Genomic DNA, 15,304 nt, shown 5'->3' on the forward strand with positions numbered 1-15,304 from the left:
GCAGCGCGGAAATCGCTCGCCTCCATGCGGCGAGCGGACGGGGCCCTGCAGCGGGCTACGCTTGTCAGGACCGTCGCTTGCGCTCATCATGCCGGCAAAACATCGCCGGCGCGCGCAGGACATGGCGCGCCGAGACCGACGACAACGAGGGCGAGGAGCGCTGTGGCGGAAGCCGAGAACATCGTCGTTGCGACCGCGGAAAAGATCTTCGCCGATCTCGCCGACCCGCAGACGATCAATCACGACAAGGACGGCCGCTGGACGGCGCCGCTGTGGCGGGCGCTGAGCGAGGCCGGCCTGCCGCTCGCCTGGGTGGGCGAGGAGTTCGGCGGCGCCGGCACTGACCTCGCCGACGGCTTTGAGATCATCAATGCCGCCGGCCGTTTTGCGATTGCGGTGCCGCTGGCCGAGACGCTGCTCGCGGGCTGGCTGCTGCAGCAAGGCGGCATTGCCTCGCCCGGCGGCGCCATGACGATCGCGCCGGCTCATCCGAGAGACCGGATCACGCTCGACACCGACGGCACATTGTCCGGCCGCGCCCGCGGCGTGCCGTTCGCCAGGACGGCGCAGCATGTTGCCGTGCTTGCCCACGGCGGAGACGGCGTGTCGATCGCGCTGGTCGAGACCGCGCGCCTGCGCATCGAGGCGGGCCTCAACCTCGCCAACGATCCCAGCGACACGGTGACGTTCGACAAGATTACGCCGCTGGCATGCCGAGCGGCACCGGCGGGCTTCGACGCCACGACCTTGATGCTGATGGGCGGCGTCGCCCGCGGACTGCAGATCGCCGGCGCGCTGGATCGGCTGCTCGCGATCAGCGTGAACTATGCGGGTGAGCGCGTGGCCTTCGAGAAGCCGATCGGCAAATTCCAGGCGGTGCAGCACAACCTGGCACGGCTGGCCGGTGAGAGCGCCGCCGCGAGCGCGGCCGCGACATCGGCCGCGGATGTGATCGCGCGGGCCACCGCATTCGACGAGGCGGTGTTTCTCGAAGCCGCCGCGGCCAAGATCCGCTGCGCCGAGGCCGCCGAGAAGGGCGCGGCGATCGCGCATCAGGTCCACGGCGCGATCGGCTTCACCACCGAGCACATCCTGCATCGCTTCTCGCTGCGCGCGCTCGCCTGGCGCGACGATTTCGGCTCCGAGAGTCATTGGGCCGTCGAGCTCGGCAGGCGCGTCGCTGCGCGCGGCGCCGATGAGCTGTGGCCGCTGGTCGCCTCGCGCTGACCACGAAGAGGATTGTTGCATGAGCGCACTTCGTTTCGATCCGATCCGGCTGCCGAGGGAATGCGAGGAGCTGCGCAAGGAGGTGCGCGCCTTCCTCGCTGACGAGATCGCGGCCGGCACTTTCAACCCATACCAGCCCAAGCGCGAGGATGCCGACGCGCGCGAGTTTGCAGCCCGCGTCGGCGCGCGCGGCTGGATCGGCATGACCTGGCCGAAGCAATATGGCGGCCACGAGCGCTCGTTCCTGGAGCGCTACGTCGTGACCGAGGAGATGCGCGTCGCCAACGCGCCCGTCAGGCGCTTCTTCGTCGCCGACCGGCAGAGCGGCCCGATCCTGCTGCGCTACGCACCCGAGCATATCAAGATGGACATCCTGCCGCGCATCTGCCGCGGCGAGCTGTGCTTCGCGATCGGCATGAGCGAGCCGAACTCGGGATCCGACCTGTTCGCCGCCAAGACGCGCGCGACGAAGACCGAGGGCGGTTGGCTAATCAACGGCTCGAAGATCTGGACGACGTCGGCGCACATGGCCGATTACATGATCGCGATCTTCCGCACCTCGCCGTCGACCAAGGAGAACAGGCGTCATGGCTTGACGCAGTTCCTGGTGAACATGAAATCGCCCGGCATCAAGGTGAATCCGATTGGCCAGATCACCGGGCAGAAGGAGTTCAACGAGGTCGTCTTCACCGACGCCTTCGTGCCGGACGATCATCAGCTCGGCGAGATCGACGGCGCCTGGAAGCAGGCCACCTCCGAGCTCGCCTATGAGCGCTCGGGGCCGGAGCGTTTCCTCGAAACCTATTACGTGCTGACCGAGCTGGTGCGCGCGGTCGGTCCCGATCCGGACACGCGCAGCGCCGAGGGCATCGGCCGGCTGGTAGCGCAGCTGCATGCGATGCGGCGGATGTCGGTGTCGGTGGCCGGCATGCTGCAGGCCGGCAAGGAGCCGGTGGTCGAGGCCTCGATCGTCAAGGACGTCGGCACGGTATGGGAGCAGCAGCTGCCGCACCGCGTCCGCGACCTCGCCGCCTTCGTTGAGGAGAACGCAGGAAATCGCGAGACCTTGGAGAACCAGCTGACATTTGCGATGCAGACCGCGCCGAAGCTGACGATCCAGGGCGGCACCACCGAGGTGCTGCGCGGCATCATCGCCCGCGGGCTGGGACTGAGGTGAGGCAGACAGCATTCCGGCGGTCGCGAACTGATAGCGCTGGCAATGACGCTCGGAAAGCAGAATCGGAGACCACAACCATGACCCACTTTCCTGACATCGGGGTCGAGATCCACGGCCATGTCGGCCTGATCGAGATTCGCCGGCCGCCGCTCAACTTCTTCGACATTTCGCTGATCAACCAGATCGCCGACGCGCTCGAAGGCTTCGACCGCGACATCGAGATCCGCGCTTCGGTGCTGGCGGCGCAGGGCAAGGCGTTCTGCGCCGGCGCCAACTTCACCGATCCGGCACGCCAGGCGCAGGAAGCGGCCGGCGCAAAAGGCGATCCGGCCGACAGCCTCGGGGCGATCAACCATCTCTACATGCAGGCCGTGCGGATTTTCCGCTGCAGGAAACCGGTCGTCGCCGCCGTGCACGGCGCCGCCATCGGTGGCGGGCTCGGCCTCGCCGTCTCGGCCGACTTCCGCGTCACCTGTCCGGAAGCGCGCTTCTCCGCCAATTTCACCAAGCTCGGCTTCCATCCCGGCTTCGGGCTGACGGTGACGCTGCCCGAGCTGATCGGCAAGAACAACGCCGAGCTGATGTTCTACACCAGCCGCCGTGTCACCGGCGAAGAGGCGCTGAAGATGGGGCTCGCCAATGAATGCGTGCCGCAGGACCAGGTGCGGACAGCAGCGATGAAGCTCGCCGCCGAGATCGCCGAATGCTCGCCGCTCGGCCTGCTGTCGACCCGCGCGACGATGCGCGCCAGCCTCGCCGACCGTGTGATGGCAGCAACCGAGCACGAGCTCGCCGAACAGACCCGGCTGCGCGCGACCGAGGATTTCAAGGAAGGCGTCAAGGCAACGGAGGAGCGGCGCTTCGCGAACTTCAAGGGGCGGTGACGAGCCTCGAGCTTCCAACGTCGTCATGGCCGGGCATGACGAGCAACTAACTGGCGACCGCCCCCTGCAACGCGAAGGCAACGCCGCCAATCGTGAAACAACCGCCTGAAACCGCATAGCCACGGGCGCGCGCGGCGTCGGTCACACGTGCAGCATCGGCGACGCGGAACGTCAGGCCGCTCATGAGTTCGCGCTCGCCGGGTTCGACACGGATACGGGCGTTCGGCAAGTACAACTGCTCAACACCATCGCTGCCGGCCGCCGGCACCACGTCGAGAATCCGCCCCCAATGCGCGGCGAGCGAGGTCGGCTCGGGGCTCCGCAGCACCACCTCGGTCATCGCCGTCGTCACGTCGCTGCGGATTGCGCGCGTCCAATCCGGCCCGGCGGGCGGATAGGCGCCAAGCACATCGTCGCTGCCCTCGGTGTGATTGAGCTCGATGAAGGCGGCGCGGCAGTCACGCGGATGCAGTTGCACGCCGTGATAGGGCGGATGATCGATCACGTTGGCGGTCCGCACACCCATCTCGTTGGCGCGGGCGGCGCGGCCATCGGGATCATCGCAGGAAAAGATCGCCATGTAGCCGCCGCGGCCGCCGGTCTTGTCGAGGAAGCGTCCCGCCGCGGTGTCATCGCGGGTCGGCGCAATCACCTCGAGCAGGATCGGCCCGACCGGCAGCAGCGCATTCTCCAGCCCGTATTTGGCGACATGCGGATCGCGATAGCAGACCTCCAGCCCCATGATCGCGGCGATGTCCGAGACCACCGGCTCGAGCCGGGGCGCGACCAGGCAGATCTGACGGAGGTGGAGGTAAGCCATCGCAGCCCTCTTTGAGGAATCACGTGTTCACACAGGCCCGCGGCGTCATTGCGAGCGACGCGACGCAATCCAGAGCTCAGGCCATGACCCTGGATTGCGTCGCTTCGCTCGCAATGACGGAGAACGCGGAGCTACCGACCCTGAAACACCGGCGCGCGCTTCTCGACGAAGGCTTTCGCCGCCTCCTTGTGATCCTCTGTGTCGCTGCAGCGTGAGTGGTGCATCGCCTCGGCGTCGAAGCAGGCCTCCAGCGTCATCGTCTCGGCATTGTTGATGTTGCGCTTGATGTAGCCGAGCGTCACGCTCGGCCCCTGCGCCAGCGACAGCGCCAACGCGCGCGTGGCGGCTTCGACCTCGGCGTCGGGCACGACCTTGGTGACCATGCCCAGGGTGAGCGCCTCCTGCGCCGTCAGGACCGGCGAGGTCAGATACAGCTCCCGCGCCTTGGCGCTGCCGAGCAATTGCGTGAGGAAATAGGTGCCGCCGAAATCGCCCGACAGCCCGACCTTGGCGAAGGCCGTCGTGATCTTGGCCGACTCGCCGGCCACCCGCAGATCGCAGGCCAGCGCGATCGACAGGCCGGCGCCGGCAGCCGCACCGTCGATCTGCGCCACGACCGGCTTCTGCATCTGGTGCAGCAGCCGCGACACCTCCATGCGCTCGCGCAAGGTCGTCACCTTGGTCTCGAACGAGGGCGCGGTCTTGGCTTCGGCCATCGCCTTGACGTCGCCGCCGACGCAGAACGTGCCGCCGGCGCCCTTGAGCAGCACCGCACGGACCTCCGGATCATTGGCCGCACGATGCGCCGCCTCGACCAGGCCCTTGGTCATGTCGCTATTGAGCGCGTTGCGTCGCTCCGGACGGTTCATCGTGATCGTGAGCAGGCCGGAGTCGAGATGCTGCAGAACTGTCGTGTTGGTGGTCATGGCCGGCGCTCCTTGTTGTTTCCCGGTGTCATGTCTCCCGTCATTCCGGGGCGACGCGTCGGCGTCGAACCCGGAATCCCGAGCTGATGGACTCACATCGAGGTTCCGGGTTCAACGCTGCGCGTTGCCCCGGAACGACGGATGTCGTGGCAGAGTTTGCGCCTTGCTCAGGCGCGCCCCGGAATGCCGCGGCCCCGGCCGTCACTTCTTCACAAGCGGGCAGCGCGACGCCTCGATCGGCTGGAATGCCTCGTCGCCCGACACGGTCGCGAGCAGCTTGTAGTCGTCGGACTTCCCCTTCGATTCCGAGGGCTTCTTGACCTCGAACAGGTACATGTCATGCACCATGCGTCCATCCTCGCGGATGCGGCCGCCCTTGGCGAACATGTCGTTGATGGGCGTGGCCCGCATCACCTTCATGACGGCGTCCGCATCGGTCGTCCCGGCCGTCTTCACGGCTTTCAGATAGTGCGTGACGGAGGAATAGACCCCCGCCTGGGCCGAGGTCGGCACGCGCCTGGTGCGCTCCATGAAGCGTTTGGTGAAGGCGCGGGTGTCGTCGTTGAGATCCCAATAGAACGCTTCCGCGACCAGAAGCCCCTGCGCCGTCTCGAGCCCGACGCTGTCGATGTCGGAGACGAAGGCGAGCAGCGGCGACAGCTTCTGGCCGCCTTTGCTGAGGCCGAACTCCGCCGCCTGCTTGATCGCGTTGATGGTATCGCCGCCGGCATTGGCGAGGCCGATCACCTTGGCCTTGGAGGCCTGGGCCTGGAGCAGGAAGGAGGAGAAGTCCGACGTATTGAGCGGATGACGCACGCTGCCGAGCACCTTGCCGCCCGACTTCACCACCACGGCGGTGGTGTCCTTCTCCAGATCCTGGCCGAAGGCGTAATCCGCGGTCAGGAAGAACCAGCTGTCGAGGCCGGACTTCACCGCCGCCAATCCCGTGACATTGGCCTGCGCGAAGGTGTCGAACACGTAGTGCACGGTGTACGGGCCGCAGGCCTCGTTGGACAGCCTGACAGAGCCGGGACCGTTGAAGATGATGATCTTGTTGCGCGCCTTGGCGATCTCGCCGGCGGCCAGCGCGGTGGCGGAGGCTGCGACATCCCAGATCATCTCGACGCCCTGGTTGTCGAGCATGTCGCGCGCGATGTTGGCGGCGAGATCAGCCTTGTTGAGATGGTCGGCCGCGATCACCTCGATCTTGCGGCCCAGCACCTCGCCGCCGAAATCCTCCACCGCCATCTTCGCCGCGGTCTCGCTGCCGGGACCGGTGATGTCGGCGTAGAGGCTCGACATGTCGAGAATGCCGCCGATCTTCAGCGGCGGCTTGCTCTGCGCATGCGCCACGCCTGCGGACAACGTCAGCGCCGACGCCAGCATGAACAGCGACGCCGCCGCGCCGCGGATGGTTCTGGTCATAGATATCCTCCCTGCCGGGCGCGTCGCTACATGGCGACGGCCTCTTTGATAGTTCGCATCATGGCGTACGTAGTCGCAGGCGGCAAGCGCTCAGCAAAGGCACCGCTGCTGCTGCTTTCCGCTCAGTGGAATGGAAATTTCGTGCGATGATGCAACATGGCGAGAGTGCGCAGAATGCAGAGCAGATGGAGGCCGATTGCGCTCGGTGCGAGCGTCGCGATCATCGCGATGATGTCGGCGAGTCACGCCTCGCCGTGCATGTTCGCCGAGCTCGGCGAAGGACACGTCAGCGAGATCATCGATGCGCGCAGCTTCCGTCTCGACGACGGCCGAGAGGTCAGGCTCGCCGGCATCGAGGCGCCGCCGGACGAGCAGCGCGCGGCAGCGATCGATGCGCTGGGCGTGCTGCTGCGCGGCCGCGACGTCGTGCTGCGCGGCGAGGACGACACTCCGGACCGCTACGGCCGGCAGCGCGCCTTCGCCTTCGTGGCCGGTGCGGACCAGCCGGTGCAGAGCGAGCTGCTCCGACAGGGCGCCGTGCTGCGCGGGATCGACCTGCCGGACCGGGATTGCGCCCTCAGCCTGGGTGCGGCGGAAGCGGAGGCACGCAGCGCCGGACGCGGCCTCTGGAAGATTGGGACCGTCATAAAAAACACGGAAAGTCCAGACGATATTTTGTCTCGCGTAGGGCAATTTACGGTTGTCGAAGGGAAGGTGTTGTCCGTACGACAGACGGGGACAACAACTTATCTGAACTTCGCTCGTAGCTGGACACGGGGCTTCGCGGTGACTATTCCAAAGCGTATGATGGCGGTATTGGAAGGTGCCGGCATCGACGTCAAATCACTTGCGAATCGACAGATTCGCGTGCGCGGTTGGATCGAAGCGCATGCGGGTCCGAGACTGGAACTGACGCAGATCGCCCAGATCGAGATTTTGAGCGGGAATTGACCGCTGAGGTACGTGAGTAGCGACGTGAGCCTGTCTGTTCGAAAGCGCATGACGGTGATGAACTGCGGTTCGTGGATCGCACCGGCGTTGCTGTGCCTGGGACTGGCGTTGTCCGGTTGCAGCGACATGGGCAAGTTGCAGCAGGCGACGGCGCCGATGCCGACGCCGCGGCCGAAGCCGGCGATGGTGCAGACGACGCCGGCCAGCGATCGCGAGCACGAGCGCATTCTCGCAACTTATGGCGGCGCCTATGAGGATCCCCAGCTCGAGGGCCTGATCGGCAAGATCGTCGACCGGCTGGTGGCCGTGTCCGATCGGCCCGACCAGGGCTACAAGGTCACGATCCTGAACTCCGGTGCGGTCAACGCCTTCGCGCTGCCGACCGGACAGCTCTACGTGACGCGCGGCCTGATCGCGCTCGCCAACGACACCTCCGAATTGTCGTCGGTGCTGAGCCACGAGATGGCGCATGTGCTGGCGCGCCATGCTGCGATTCGCGAGGACCAGGCGCGGCAAGCCGCAGTGGTGACCCGCGTCGTCTCCGACATGGGCAACGATCCGGACCTGACGGCGCTGGCGCTCGCCAAGACCAAGCTGACGATGGCGAGCTTCTCTCGCACCCAGGAGTTCGAGGCCGACGGCATCGGCGTCGGCATCTCCGCCAAGGCGAAGTTCGATCCCTACGGCGCGGCGCGCTTCCTGAGCTCGATGGAGCGCAACGCCGAGCTGAAGGCCGGCAAGGTGGCGATCGACCCGCGCGCGCAGGACTTCCTGTCGTCGCATCCGGCGACGCCGGAGCGGGTGCAGAACGCTGCCGCCATCGCCAAGCAATACGTCTCCCCCGAGGCCAGGGAGCATGACCGCGAGACCTACTTGGCTGCGGTCGACAACATCGTCTATGGCGAGGACCCGAGCGAGGGCTTCGTGCGTGGGCGGCGCTTCCTGCATCCGAAGCTCGGCTTCACCTTCCAGGCGCCGGAGAACTTCACGCTCGACAACACCGCGCAGGCGGTGATCGGCGTGCGCGAAGGCGGCGCCCAGGCGATGCGCTTCGACGTGGTGCGCGTGCCGGCGCAGCAGACGCTCGGCGACTATCTGAATTCCGGCTGGATGGAGAACGTCGACAAGTCGGCGACCGAGGAGCTGACGATCAACGGCTTCCCGGCGGCCTCGACCTCGGCGAGCGGCGATCCCTGGCAGTTCAAGGTCTACGCGCTGCGCGTCGGCAGCGACGTCTACCGCTTCATCTTCGCCTCTCGCCAGAAGACCACCGAGAGCGAGCGCAATGCGCGGGAGACGGTGAACTCGTTCCGCCGGCTCAGCCTGGAGGAGATCCAGTCGGCGCGGCCGCTGCGCATCAAGGTGATCACCGTGCAGCCGGGCGACACGGTCGAGTCGCTCGCGCACCGCATGACCGGCGTCGACCGTCCGGTCGAGCGCTTCCGCGTTCTCAACGGCCTCGACGCCCGCGCCCAGGTCAAGGTCCGCGACCGCGTCAAGATCGTGGTGGAGTGACGGGCTGAGGGACGGATTCCCCGCTTGCCCCGGCGGGTTGATGCCATGCCAGGACGGCCACACCACAACTGTCGTCCCGGGCAAGACCGGCAACGCGACAGCGTTGCCGGGCGCCGACCCGGGATCCATAACCACAAGTGCAAATGGCTTGAGCGCTGGAGCTCCAGCGCGCGTCCTTGCAAGCGCCCGGGATTATGGGTCCCGGCGTTCGCCGGGACGACAGCGGAGCAAGTGCGACCAGCGCCCCACCTTCGCACGCAGTCCATCGCCAACTCGCGAACGGCGAGCACGTCTACACCATGGCCATGAAGCGGTGCCGTCGACGTGCATCCCAAACAAAAAGCCCGACCTTTCGGCCGGGCTTTCGTAAGCAACTAATTGGAAAACGCGCGAACGGTCGATCAGGCGGCCTCGTCGGCCACGGCGGTGTCGTCGCCGTCGATATCATCGCCCTCGGCGTCGGCATCACCTTCGGCGACCGCATCGGCTTCCGTCTTGGCACCGCGGCGCGGGCTCTTGGCGAGCTGCGTCTCGATCTCCTTGACGGCCTCGGTCTCGGTCGAGTGCTGCACGACGGCGATCTCGCGCGACAGACGGTCGAGCGCCGCTTCGTAGAGCTGGCGTTCGCTGTAGGACTGCTCGGGCTGCGACTCCGAACGGTAGAGATCGCGCACGACCTCCGCGATCGCGACGATGTCGCCCGAATTGATCTTCGCTTCGTATTCCTGGGCGCGACGCGACCACATGGTGCGCTTGACGCGGGCGCGGCCCTTCAGGGTCTCGAGCGCCTTCTTCACCAGCGCCGGGTCGGACAGCTTGCGCATGCCGACATTGGCGACCTTGGCGGTCGGCACGCGCAGCGTCATCTTGTCCTTGATGAAGTTGATGACGAACAGCTCGAGCTTGGCGCCCGCGATCTCCTGCTCCTCGATGGCCAGGATCTGGCCGACGCCGTGAGCCGGATAGACGACGAATTCGTTGGTCTTGAAGCCCTGGCGCTGGGTCGGCAGCTTCTTTTCCTCGACGCGCGGCGCGGCCGCGGCGGGAGCAGCCGGCTTGGCGGCGACAGCGGGCTTGGCAACAGGGGCAGCAGCGGCGGGAACGGCGGTCTTGGTGGCAGCCTTGGGCGCAGCGGCGGCCTTGGCAGGCGCAGCCTTGGCAACAGAGTCCTTTGCAAGAGTGGTCTTCGCGGCGGATGCTTTCGCGGCAGTCTTGGCAGTCTTTTCAGGCATTGCGCTTCTTTTGTTCTTAGTGGACTTGGCAGCCGAGGCCTTCGCGGCAGCCCGAATCTCCTTTACAGGAGTCCGGGCACGGCCCTTGGAAACGCTGCGGCTGGCCGCGGCGGCTTTTTTTGTACTCTTGGAAGCACTCTTTTTACGCGTTTTCTGTGACACAGCCTGCGCGCGGAACTGCCACGCCCCTGTTTGATGTTGCGGGAACCTAAAAGGGCGGCCAAAAAAGGTTACGCATGGCCGGGTTCGGCTCTGAGAATGTGCTATATATAGCACATTTGCCGCAAAAATCAATGATTTAGAGGCCGCAGGGGCGGTATTGTGACGGATCCACGAAGTTAGGGTTAAGTGAAGCGTGCCGGAATAGAACAGCTCGTGCAGCGCGTCCCGCTCGCCGCAAGAGGTGTTCTAGGCCATTGTTTCCGCGTAACGATTTCGATCGGCGCGACGGCGCCCCGCAGGCCGGGGCGCGCTGGTGAACGCGCAGGTAGCGAGACGACCGTCAGTCTCCGGCGCCGGGCTTCGACGAAAAATATTTCTGGAACTTTCCATCCTCGCCGTCGTGCTCCTTGGCGTCGGCCGGCGGGTCCTTCTTCTGGGTGATGTTGGGCCAGGACTTGGCATATTCGGCGTTCACGCCCAGCCACTTCTCCAGCCCCGGCTCGGTATCCGGCTTGATCGCGTCGGCCGGACATTCCGGCTCGCACACGCCGCAATCGATGCATTCGTCCGGATGAATGACCAGCATGTTGTCACCCTCGTAGAAGCAGTCTACCGGGCAGACCTCAACGCAATCGGTGTATTTGCACTTGATACAGTTTTCGGTGACGACGTAAGTCATCCAAGGCTCCGGAACGGATCGACAATTCGGCTGGCTTGGACTAGCGCAGGACGTGTTGTGCCGCAAGTGAAGCGGGGCGAAGAACTGAACCGGATATTGCGCTGGCGCAATCGATCTGGCGCAATCGATCAGGATCGTCCGCCATCCAGATCATCGTACAGTCCGCGCACGGAGGCGGCATCGCCGCGGCGCTCGGCAAAGCCGGTCACCTTGAGCACGCGCACGCTGCGGTCGAGCGCGATGGTCAGCACGTCACCGGTCTTCACCCCATGGCCGGGCGACGTCTCGCGCACGCCATTGATCCGGACATGGCCCGACGACACCAGCGCGGCGGCGCTGGTGCGCGCCTTCACCAGCCGCGCATGCCACAGCCATTTGTCGAGGCGCTGGCGCTCTGACGGGGTGTCGGACGTCGGCGTTGTCCTTCCAACCTATCTAGCCAACCGATCTTGCCGCTCAATCCTTGCGGTTGTTCGCCGCGAGCTGCTCCTTGAGCGCGGCAAGCTTGGCAAACGGCGAGTTGGGATCGACCGGACGGTCGCGATCCCGGCCTCCGCCGCCACTCGAGGCGTAGGGCCGCAGCGCCGGACCGCTGTCGCGCTTGTCGCGACCGCCCTTGCCGAAGTCGCGGCCGCCGCGTCCCTCACCACCGAACTTGCCGCCCTTGTTGCGATCGCGGTTCTGGTCGCGCCCCTTGGCGTCATGGTCGCGGCGCGGCCCGCGCTCCTCACGCGCCGGCGCTGATGCACCCTCGGCTGGAGCCGCACCAGCCTCCGGCGGGCCCTTGCGGAAGTCCTTGCCGAACTCCTTCATCCGGTCGCGTCGGCCCTGGCCGCGGTGATGGCGCTCGCGCGCCTCGCCGCCCTCGGCCGGAGCCGTCCCGGCAGGCGCCTGCCCGCCGCCGGCACCCTGCCCGCGCTCGTGCTGCGGACGGTTGGGCCGGCCGCGATGATGATGGTCGTGGCGCGGCCTGCGCTCCTCCGAGCGCCCGCCCGGCCGCCAGACCTCGACCAGGACGGGCTCGGCGGCAGCCGCGGCCTCGGCGGGAGAAGCCGCGGTGGCGGTAGATCCAGCAGCAGCTTCAGTCCCGGCAGCTTCAGCCGAAGCATCGCCGATGCTTGCTGCCTCGTGCGCGACGGCCTCAGCGGCTTCTGGCTGCGGCGCATCCGCAGCAACGGCGGTTTCCGCCTCGGCGACGACGCTTTCGGCAGCCGTCTCGGCCACGGACGCCTCGTCCGCCGCATCCGGCGTGACGAAATCGACGGTCGGCAGCGATGCCAGGGCCGACACCGACGCGGTTTCCGCCTGCTCCTCGCCGACCGCCGCGGGCACGGCGACGGTCTGCTCGGTCACCGGAGCGACGGCGGCCTCCGCGACGGTAGGAACCTGCTCGTCGGCCGGCTCGCCGGCGACAAGCGCGAGGTCCTCGCCCGGCACGGCCTGCGCTTCTGCCGGCTCAGCCGGGGCGGTCTCCACAGCAGCGGCCTCGGCAGCAGCAGCCTCGACGGGCTTCTCAGCCGGCTTGGGCGGCAGGGGCGGACGCTTCTCCATGCGATAGCCAAGCGCGCGCAGGATCGAGGCGAAGTCCTCGCCGGCCGAACCGGTGAGCGAGGTCATCGCCTGCGTCACTACGAAGCCGCGGCCGTCGAAGGCGCCGGCGGGCTTTTCGCCCGGTGCATTGTCGCGCCAGGCCAGGGCGGGACGAATCAGGTCGGCCAGCCGCTCCAGGATGTCGACGCGCACCGCGCGCTCGCCCGCCTGCTTGTAGCCGAGCACGCGATAGGCATCGCGCGGCAGCGCCTTGTCGACCGGGAACGAGGTCCGGCCCGAGCTCGCCAGATGCTGCGCGCCGGTCAGCGCGGACATGTCGACATTGCCCTGCTTCTCGGCCCACAGCAGCGCAGCGAGCGCGCGCGCCGCCGGCTTGAGCAGCGCCGGGACGTAGATGTGATAGGCGCCGAAGCGCACGCCATATTTGCGCAACGTGGCGCGCGACGGCTGGTCGAGATCCTTCATCTCGGCCGCGATCTTGGCGCGCTCGATGACGCCGAGCGCCTCCACCAGTTGGAACGCGATGCCGCGGCCGATACCGGTGATGTCCTCGGCCTTGGACAATTCGAACAGCGGGCCGAGCAGCTTCTCGATATGCGTCTTCAGCCAGAGATCGAGCCGCGCCTGCACCTTGTCGCGCGCAGCACCCGTCAGCCGCTCGTCGGCGATGATGCGCAGGCGCGGATGCAGCGCGTCGTCGGCCGCGACCAGCTTCGCGACCGCGTCGCCGGTCCAGCGCACCGTGCCGTCGGCGGTGAGCACGATGTGCTCGTCGGGCGCGCTGGACAGCTTCTCGGCGCGCGCCTCGATCTCGCCGGCCAGCGCCTTCTGGGCAGCAGCCTGCAAGGCCTTGGCCTCCGAGCCGGCTTCGGCGGCGTCGGGCGCGAAGGTGAATCCATCCAGACGGCCGATCGCGTGCCCTTCAACGATCACTTCGCCGGTCTTGCCGATTTCCGTATTCAAAACACTGTTCTCCCGCAGGCGCCGCATCAATACACTGGTACGACGATCAACGAAACGCTCCGTGAGCCGTTCATGAAGGGCGTCTGACAATTTATTTTCGAGCTCGCGGGTAATCCCCTGCCAATAATCAGGGTCGCGCAGCCAGTCTGGCCGGTTGGCCACGAAGGTCCAGGTACGAATCTGTGCAATCCGCCCCGACAGCGTGTCGATGTCCCCATCGACGCGGTCGGCCTGATCGACCTGTGCGGCGTACCAGGCGTCCGGAATACGCCCCTTCTGCATCAGGAAGCCGAACACGGTGGTCACCAGCTCCGCATGGGCGGCCGGCGACAGCCTGCGATAATCGGGGATCTGGCAGGTCTCCCAGAGACGCTCGACCGCGGCCGCGCCATGCGCCATGTCGCGCACCTCGGCGTCGCGCGCGGCATGATCGAGCACGCGCAGATCCTCCGCGATCGGCGCGCGCGTCAGCGCCTCATGCCCCGGCGCGATCGCCAATGAGACCTGAAGCGCGCTCAAGGACGCGAAATCAAGCCTGGAGTTCCGCCATTGCAGCACCTTCACGGTATCGAAGGTGTGGTTCTGGAGCGCATTGACCAGCTCGGGCTCGAACGGCGCACAACGCCCGGTGGTGCCGAACGTGCCGTTGCGCGTCGCCCGTCCGGCACGGCCCGCGATCTGGGCAAACTCCGACGGCGTGAGCCGGCGGAACTGATAGCCGTCATATTTGCGGTCGGACGCAAAGGCGACGTGGTCGACGTCGAGGTTGAGCCCCATGCCGATCGCGTCGGTGGCGACGAGATAGTCGACGTCGCCGTTCTGGAACATCGCCACCTGTGCGTTGCGGGTTCGCGGCGACAGCGATCCCAGGACCACAGCGGCGCCGCCATGCTGGCGGCGGATCAGCTCGGCGATGGCGTAGACCTCGTCGGCCGAGAAGGCCACGATGGCAGTCCGGCGCGGCTGTCGCGTGATCTTGCGGTCGCCGGCGAATTCGAGCTGCGACAGCCGCGGCCGCGTCACGGTCGATACGCCCGGCAGCAGCCGCTCGATGATGGGGCGCATCGTCGCAGCCCCGAGCAGCAGCGTCTCGTCGCGGCCCCGCCGGTTGAGGATGCGGTCGGTGAAGACGTGGCCGCGCTCGAGATCGGCGGCGATCTGGATCTCGTCGACCGCGAGGAACGACACGTCGAGATCCCTGGGCATCGCCTCGACGGTCGACACCCAGTAGCGCGGGTTCTTCGGCTTGATCTTCTCCTCGCCGGTGATCAGCGCAACGGCCTCGCTGCCGACGCGATCGGCGATCTTGTTGTAGACCTCGCGCGCGAGCAGCCGCAGCGGCAGTCCGATGATGCCGGAGGAATGCGCGAGCATGCGCTCGATCGCCAGATGCGTCTTGCCGGTGTTGGTGGGGCCGAGCACGGCGGTGACGCCGCTTCCGGGAGCACGGTCGGACGCGCGCTCGAAAGGCGAGGCTGCCGAAGAAGACGAAAAAGCCATTCGTTAAATTGGGTCTCGAGGCCGGCGTTGCAGGCGCGCGGGTCAGGCGCGATGGATGCTGGAATTATCGTCGTTCTGAGAGGCTGCGATCCTCACACCTGTGTCACATTGCTACGCATATAGGGACGCAGCTTAAGCTTCGGAACGCCTTGAGAACGAATCACGCCCGAATCGCTGACTCCAGCGCCTTTCCGGCTTCGTTCACCGCAACATCTCGCGCCACGCGATCAAGGCAGCACTAGATCAAGTTTTCACGGTCTCGACAAGCAACGCTTTCGCGAGGGAACTGGCG

At 66.7% G+C, this 15,304-nt stretch carries 11 protein-coding genes and 1 pseudogene; 5 read left to right on the forward strand and 7 right to left on the reverse strand.

Annotated features, from left to right (window positions below):
• Positions 1-162 precede the first annotated feature (162 nt).
• The 3 genes from QX132_RS11030 (at position 163) to QX132_RS11040 (ending at position 3,288) form a co-directional block, all read left to right on the forward strand.
• Positions 163-1,227, forward strand: a complete 1,065-nt coding sequence (locus QX132_RS11030) for an acyl-CoA dehydrogenase family protein (protein ID WP_315775669.1) — start codon at positions 163-165, stop codon at positions 1,225-1,227.
• Positions 1,228-1,246: 19 nt separating this feature from the next.
• Entirely contained in the window at positions 1,247-2,404 is a 1,158-nt protein-coding gene (locus tag QX132_RS11035; protein ID WP_315775670.1) for an acyl-CoA dehydrogenase family protein, read from the forward strand.
• A gap of 77 nt (positions 2,405-2,481) precedes the next feature.
• A complete protein-coding gene (locus QX132_RS11040) occupies positions 2,482-3,288 on the forward strand; it encodes an enoyl-CoA hydratase/isomerase family protein (protein WP_315775671.1) in 807 nt (268 codons plus the stop codon).
• A gap of 46 nt (positions 3,289-3,334) precedes the next feature.
• Here QX132_RS11040 and QX132_RS11045 read toward each other — a convergent pair whose 3' ends face one another.
• The 3 genes from QX132_RS11045 to QX132_RS11055 all read right to left on the reverse strand — a co-directional run bounded on the left by QX132_RS11045 (position 3,335) and on the right by QX132_RS11055 (position 6,420).
• Complete coding sequence (locus tag QX132_RS11045) at positions 3,335-4,108, reverse strand: VOC family protein (protein WP_315775672.1); 774 nt, start codon at positions 4,106-4,108, stop codon at positions 3,335-3,337.
• Positions 4,109-4,239: 131 nt separating this feature from the next.
• Positions 4,240-5,034, reverse strand: coding sequence for an enoyl-CoA hydratase (locus tag QX132_RS11050; RefSeq protein WP_315775673.1), 795 nt, complete (start codon positions 5,032-5,034; stop codon positions 4,240-4,242).
• Between the two features lie 201 nt (positions 5,035-5,235).
• Complete coding sequence (locus QX132_RS11055; RefSeq protein ID WP_316161352.1) at positions 5,236-6,420, reverse strand: ABC transporter substrate-binding protein; 1,185 nt, start codon at positions 6,418-6,420, stop codon at positions 5,236-5,238.
• Between the two features lie 213 nt (positions 6,421-6,633).
• Between QX132_RS11055 and QX132_RS11060 the strand changes: the two genes are divergently transcribed.
• Both QX132_RS11060 and QX132_RS11065 read left to right on the forward strand, forming a co-directional pair.
• Complete coding sequence (locus QX132_RS11060; RefSeq protein WP_409998073.1) at positions 6,634-7,410, forward strand: thermonuclease family protein; 777 nt, start codon at positions 6,634-6,636, stop codon at positions 7,408-7,410.
• Between the two features lie 48 nt (positions 7,411-7,458).
• Positions 7,459-8,925 carry a M48 family metalloprotease gene (locus QX132_RS11065; protein WP_315735734.1) on the forward strand — a complete coding sequence of 489 codons (1,467 nt, stop codon included), beginning with the start codon at positions 7,459-7,461 and terminating at the stop codon, positions 8,923-8,925.
• Between the two features lie 401 nt (positions 8,926-9,326).
• Here the strand turns inward: QX132_RS11065 and QX132_RS11070 are convergent, their stop codons facing one another.
• The 4 genes and pseudogenes from QX132_RS11070 to QX132_RS11085 form a co-directional block, all read right to left on the reverse strand.
• Positions 9,327-10,157 carry a CarD family transcriptional regulator gene (locus QX132_RS11070; protein WP_315715249.1) on the reverse strand — a complete coding sequence of 277 codons (831 nt, stop codon included), beginning with the start codon at positions 10,155-10,157 and terminating at the stop codon, positions 9,327-9,329.
• Between the two features lie 502 nt (positions 10,158-10,659).
• Positions 10,660-10,998, reverse strand: coding sequence for a ferredoxin FdxA (fdxA, locus tag QX132_RS11075; protein WP_315715248.1), 339 nt, complete (start codon positions 10,996-10,998; stop codon positions 10,660-10,662).
• A 128-nt stretch (positions 10,999-11,126) separates the two neighbouring features.
• Positions 11,127-11,393 (reverse strand): annotated as a pseudogene (locus QX132_RS11080) (RNA-binding S4 domain-containing protein); the annotation flags it as partial.
• Between the two features lie 61 nt (positions 11,394-11,454).
• Positions 11,455-15,012: a helicase-related protein gene (locus tag QX132_RS11085; RefSeq protein WP_316161156.1), complete on the reverse strand. Its 3,558-nt coding sequence runs from the start codon at positions 15,010-15,012 to the stop codon at positions 11,455-11,457.
• Between the last annotated feature and the right edge of the window lie 292 nt (positions 15,013-15,304).

It is taken from the genome of Bradyrhizobium sp. SZCCHNRI20481 (assembly GCF_032485055.1).
Classification (GTDB): domain Bacteria; phylum Pseudomonadota; class Alphaproteobacteria; order Rhizobiales; family Xanthobacteraceae; genus Bradyrhizobium.

Bases quoted from the DNA above. Each gene is read 5' to 3' on its own strand.
- QX132_RS11035 (WP_315775670.1), top strand. From the start codon at position 1,247: ATGAGCGCACTTCGTTTCGATCCGATCCGGCTGCCGAGGGAATGCGAG.
- QX132_RS11040 (WP_315775671.1), top strand. From the start codon at position 2,482: ATGACCCACTTTCCTGACATCGGGGTCGAGATCCACGGCCATGTCGGC.
- QX132_RS11045 (WP_315775672.1), bottom strand. From the start codon at position 4,108: ATGGCTTACCTCCACCTCCGTCAGATCTGCCTGGTCGCGCCCCGGCTC.
- QX132_RS11050 (WP_315775673.1), bottom strand. From the start codon at position 5,034: ATGACCACCAACACGACAGTTCTGCAGCATCTCGACTCCGGCCTGCTC.
- QX132_RS11055 (WP_316161352.1), bottom strand. From the start codon at position 6,420: ATGCTGGCGTCGGCGCTGACGTTGTCCGCAGGCGTGGCGCATGCGCAG.
- QX132_RS11060 (WP_409998073.1), top strand. From the start codon at position 6,634: ATGCAGAGCAGATGGAGGCCGATTGCGCTCGGTGCGAGCGTCGCGATC.
- QX132_RS11065 (WP_315735734.1), top strand. From the start codon at position 7,459: ATGACGGTGATGAACTGCGGTTCGTGGATCGCACCGGCGTTGCTGTGC.
- QX132_RS11070 (WP_315715249.1), bottom strand. From the start codon at position 10,157: ATGCCTGAAAAGACTGCCAAGACTGCCGCGAAAGCATCCGCCGCGAAG.
- fdxA (WP_315715248.1), bottom strand. From the start codon at position 10,998: ATGACTTACGTCGTCACCGAAAACTGTATCAAGTGCAAATACACCGAT.
- QX132_RS11085 (WP_316161156.1), bottom strand. From the start codon at position 15,012: ATGGCTTTTTCGTCTTCTTCGGCAGCCTCGCCTTTCGAGCGCGCGTCC.